At 67.1% G+C, this 3947-nt stretch carries 5 protein-coding genes and 1 pseudogene; 3 read left to right on the plus strand and 3 right to left on the minus strand.

Annotated features, from left to right (window positions below; all coding sequences use genetic code 11):
• The 3 genes and pseudogenes from RT567_RS14515 to flgF form a co-directional block, all read right to left on the minus strand.
• A pseudogene (locus RT567_RS14515) lies at positions 1–203 on the minus strand (flagella basal body P-ring formation protein FlgA); the annotation flags it as partial.
• Between the two features lie 15 nt (positions 204–218).
• Positions 219–1007 carry a flagellar basal-body rod protein FlgG gene (gene flgG, locus RT567_RS14520; protein ID WP_313576973.1) on the minus strand — a complete coding sequence of 263 codons (789 nt, stop codon included), beginning with the start codon at positions 1005–1007 and terminating at the stop codon, positions 219–221.
• A gap of 14 nt (positions 1008–1021) precedes the next feature.
• A complete protein-coding gene (flgF, locus tag RT567_RS14525) occupies positions 1022–1759 on the minus strand; it encodes a flagellar basal-body rod protein FlgF (protein ID WP_313576974.1) in 738 nt (245 codons plus the stop codon).
• Between the two features lie 179 nt (positions 1760–1938).
• On the opposite strand from flgF, the gene RT567_RS14530 reads away from it, so the two are divergent.
• The 3 genes from RT567_RS14530 to RT567_RS14540 form a co-directional block, all read left to right on the plus strand.
• Positions 1939–2598, plus strand: coding sequence for a flagellar basal body-associated FliL family protein (locus RT567_RS14530; protein ID WP_313576975.1), 660 nt, complete (start codon positions 1939–1941; stop codon positions 2596–2598).
• Between the two features lie 2 nt (positions 2599–2600).
• Complete coding sequence (gene fliM, locus RT567_RS14535; protein ID WP_313576976.1) at positions 2601–3659, plus strand: flagellar motor switch protein FliM; 1059 nt, start codon at positions 2601–2603, stop codon at positions 3657–3659.
• Between the two features lies 1 nt (position 3660).
• The coding region (locus RT567_RS14540; RefSeq protein ID WP_313576977.1) for a DUF6468 domain-containing protein at positions 3661–3947 on the plus strand (287 nt) is incomplete at its 3' end.

Here is a 3947-nt window from a genome sequence, read left to right on the forward strand (position 1 = left end):
ACCTGCGAGGCCTCCAGCACGGCGGTGGCTCCGGCGCGGCGGCCGACGACTACGTTTGAGGCGGCGCCGGCGTCGTCGAACAGCTCGCCCAGGGTGATGCGGCCGTCATCGTCGACCGGATCGGGCAGCAGATTGACCGGCCCGGCGAGCGCGGGGGCGGCGAAGGCGGCGACGGCGGAGGCGAGGATCAGGGCGCGCTTCATGGCTCAGACCTTCCCTTAGCTCTTCACCTGAGCCGAGACGGACAGCATCTCGTCGGCGGTGGTGATGACCTTGGAGTTCATCTCATAGGCGCGCTGGGCCACGATCAGGGCGGTGATTTCGCTGACCGCGTCGACGTTCGACGCCTCGGTGTAGTGTTGCAGCAGATTGCCGTAGCCGACGTCGCCGGGCGCCCCGACCGTGGCCGCGCCCGAGGCCGCCGTCTCCAGCAGCAGGTTGTCGCCGATGGCTTCCAGGCCCGCCTCGTTGAAGAAGGTGGCCAGTTCCAGCTGACCCACGACCTGCGGCTCGGTCTGGCCGGCGGTGGTCACCTGAACCTGACCCGACTTGGAGATGGAGACGTCCAGGGCGTCCTGCGGAATGGCGATGGCCGGTTCGACCGCATAGCCGTCGTCCGTCACCAGCTGGCCTTCGCCGTTGACGGTGAAGTTGCCCGCACGGGTATAGGCCAGCTCGCCCGAGGGCAGGGTGATCTGGAAGTAGCCCTTGCCCTGAATGGCGATGTCGTAGGTGTTGCCGGTGCGGTTGGGGCTGCCCTGTTCGGTGATGCGATAGACGCTGCCCGCCTTGACGCCCGAGCCGATCTGGATGCCGGTCGGAACCACGGTGCCCTGCGACGAGGACTGGGCCCCCATGCGCTCGACGTTCTGGTACAGCAGATCCTGGAACTCGGCCCGCTGACGCTTGAAGCCGACCGTGTTCATGTTGGCGATGTTGTTGGAGATGACCTCCACGTTCAACTGCTGGGCGGCCATGCCGGTGGCGGCGGTGCGAAGCGCGCGCATGTCTCAGCTCTCCCTTACGAAACCCGGCCCAGCCGCTCGACGGAGCGGCGTGACAGGTCGTTGGCGTTTTCGATCATCTTGGTCACGCGCTCATAGGCGCGGCTGATCTCGATGAGGTTGGTGATTTCCACGAGGGTGTTGACGTTCGACCCTTCCAGCATCCCCTGGCGGACCTGGGCGTCGGTCGCGTCCATCGGCTGGGCGTTCGAGGCGTTGCGGTACAGGCCGTCGCCGGACTTCTGCAGCACGGACAGGGCGTCGAAGCGCACCACGGTCAGGCGGCCGACCGGCTGGCCTTCCTGGCTGATCGTGCCGTCGTGGCCGACGCTGGCGGGGCCGCGTTGCGGGTCCAGAACGATCTCGGCGCCGTCGGCCATGACCGGCAGACCCTGCTTGGTCGTCAGCCGCCCGTCCGGGTCGGTCACGAAGGCGCCGTCGCGGGTATAGGCGAGGCCGTTCGGCGTCTGCACGGTGAAGAAGGCGCCTTCGCCCTCGATGCCGAAGTCCAGGTCGCGGCCGGTTTGCTTCAGCGTGCCCTGGCCGAAATCGCGACCGACGCCCTTGTCCAGAACGAAGCTGGCCGAGGGACGGATATTGTCGTTGCGGGCGCGCTGACCCACTTCGGTCCCGACCATCAGCTGTTCGACCTTGAAGCCGGTGGTGTCGGCGTTGGCGACGTTGTTGGCCACGATGTCCAGCTCGCGGCGAAGCGTCATCTGGCGAGACAGTCCGATATAGGCGGCGTTTTCCACGAGCGGGCTCCTTTCGCCGTTTCCCGTCGCAACGACCGTGCCAACAGGGTTAATGCCCGTGGAATGGGGGTTTGAGCGGTTTCAGCCTCTGCGGCGCCCGGCAGGATTTGCCGATTGTAAACGCCTCGTTAACCAAAACAGGGCCACACCCGGCATGTGAGGATCGGGGCGGCTTACGCATGCTGAAACTGAAGCTGGGCAAGAAGAAGAGCGAAGCGCCGACCGGCGACGACGCGAACCTGCCCGCCGTGAGCGACGGCGCGCCCGGAGCCGAGGGCGAGGACGGCGAAGCCGCGCCCGCCAAGAAGAAGATTCCCCTGCTGTTCATCATCATCCCGGCGGCCCTGGTGGTGCTGGGCGGCGGCGGGGCGACGGCCTTCCTGCTGATGAAGCCCAAGCCCGCAGAGGCGGCGGGCGATCACGCGGCCCCGGCCAAAGAAGAGAAGAAAGACAAGAAGGAGGGCGGCGGCCACGGCGGCGGGGAAGGCGAGGCGGCGCCCGAGGGCGCGGGCAAGATCGCGGCCGGTCCCGACGGCGTGACCTTCTACACCCTGCCCGACATGATCGTGAACATTCAGTCGGCGGACGGGCGCCCGACCTATCTGAAGCTGCGCCTGACGCTGGAGACGAAGGACGCCGCCGTCGCCTCGCACCTTCAGGCCGAGGCCCCGCGCATGCAGGACATGTTCCAGGGCTTCCTGCGCGAACTGCGGCCCGAGGATCTGGCCGGGTCGGCCGGGTCGTATCAGCTGCGCGCCGAGATCCTGCGCCGGGTCAATCTGATCGCCGCGCCGGGCAAGGTCGACGCCGTGCTGATCGAAGAAATGCTGGTGCAGTAGGGATGACGGACACCCTGGCGCCCGAAAACGAACTGGACCCCTTCGGCGGTGAAGCCGATCTGGGCGCGGGTCTGTCCGAACGGGTGCTGAACCAGGACGAGATCGACAGCCTGCTGGGCTTCGACATGGGCGGCGGGGACGATTCCGAACGCAGCGGCATCCGCGCCATCATCAACTCGGCCCTGGTGTCCTATGAGCGCCTGCCGATGCTCGAGATCGTCTTTGACCGCCTGGTGCGGTTGATGACGACCAGCCTTCGCAACTTCACCTCCGACAACGTCGAGGTCAGCCTCGACACCATCAGCTCCATCCGTTTCGGCGACTATCTGAACTCGATTCCGCTGCCGGCTATTCTGGCGGTGTTCCGGGCCGAAGAGCTGGACAACTACGGCCTGCTGACGGTCGATTCCAACCTGATCTATTCGATCGTCGACGTTCTGCTGGGCGGGCGTCGCGGCACGGCGGCGCTGCGCATCGAGGGACGGCCCTACACCACCATCGAGCGGGTGCTGGTGCAGCGCATGGTCGAGGTCATCCTGAACGACGCCCGTCAGGCGTTCGAGCCGCTGACTCCCGTCCACTTCAACCTGGACCGGCTGGAGACCAATCCGCGCTTCGCCGCCATCGCGCGTCCGGCCAACGCCGCCATCCTGGTCAAGCTGCGCATCGACATGGAAGATCGCGGCGGCCGGGTCGAGCTGCTGCTGCCCTATTCGACGCTGGAGCCGATCCGCAAGATGCTGCTGCAGCAGTTCATGGGCGAGAAGTTCGGTCGCGACAACATCTGGGAAGGCCACCTGGCCACCGAACTCTGGACCACCGAGACCGAGGTGCGCTGCGTGCTGGACGAGCAGCAGATGCCCCTGTCCAAGGTGCTGGATCTGAAGGTCGGCGACACCCTGATGCTGAACGTTAGCCCTGAGTCCGAAGTGTCGGTGCGGGCGGGCTCCATCCCGCTGACCACCGGCCGCATGGGCCGCAAGGGCCAGCACATCGCCGTCCGCGTCGAAGGCCCCATCAGCACCGACGCCGCCGCCCGCCTCGCCAGGGAGAACAGCTGACATGACCGGCATCATCCTCGACTCCATCCTCATGCTGCTGCTGGTCGCGGCCATCGGCTACGGCATCAAGCTGGAGCGCAAGCTCAAGACCCTGCGCGAGGGCCAGCTGGCCTTCGCCGCCGCCGTGACCGAGCTGAACAGCGCCGCCGGACGCGCCGAACAGGCCCTGGCCACCCTGCGCGCCTCGGGCCAGGAGACGGACCTGCTGCACGACCGCATCATCAAGGCCCGCGCCGTGAAGCAGGAGCTGGAGGTGCTGATCGCCCGCGCGCCCGCCCGCCCGGCCGA

Source organism: Brevundimonas sp. (assembly GCF_032107865.1).
Taxonomy (GTDB): Bacteria; Pseudomonadota; Alphaproteobacteria; order Caulobacterales; family Caulobacteraceae; genus Brevundimonas.

Bases quoted from the DNA above. Each gene is read 5' to 3' on its own strand.
- flgG (WP_313576973.1), bottom strand. From the start codon at position 1,007: ATGCGCGCGCTTCGCACCGCCGCCACCGGCATGGCCGCCCAGCAGTTG.
- fliM (WP_313576976.1), top strand. From the start codon at position 2,601: ATGACGGACACCCTGGCGCCCGAAAACGAACTGGACCCCTTCGGCGGT.
- RT567_RS14530 (WP_313576975.1), top strand. From the start codon at position 1,939: ATGCTGAAACTGAAGCTGGGCAAGAAGAAGAGCGAAGCGCCGACCGGC.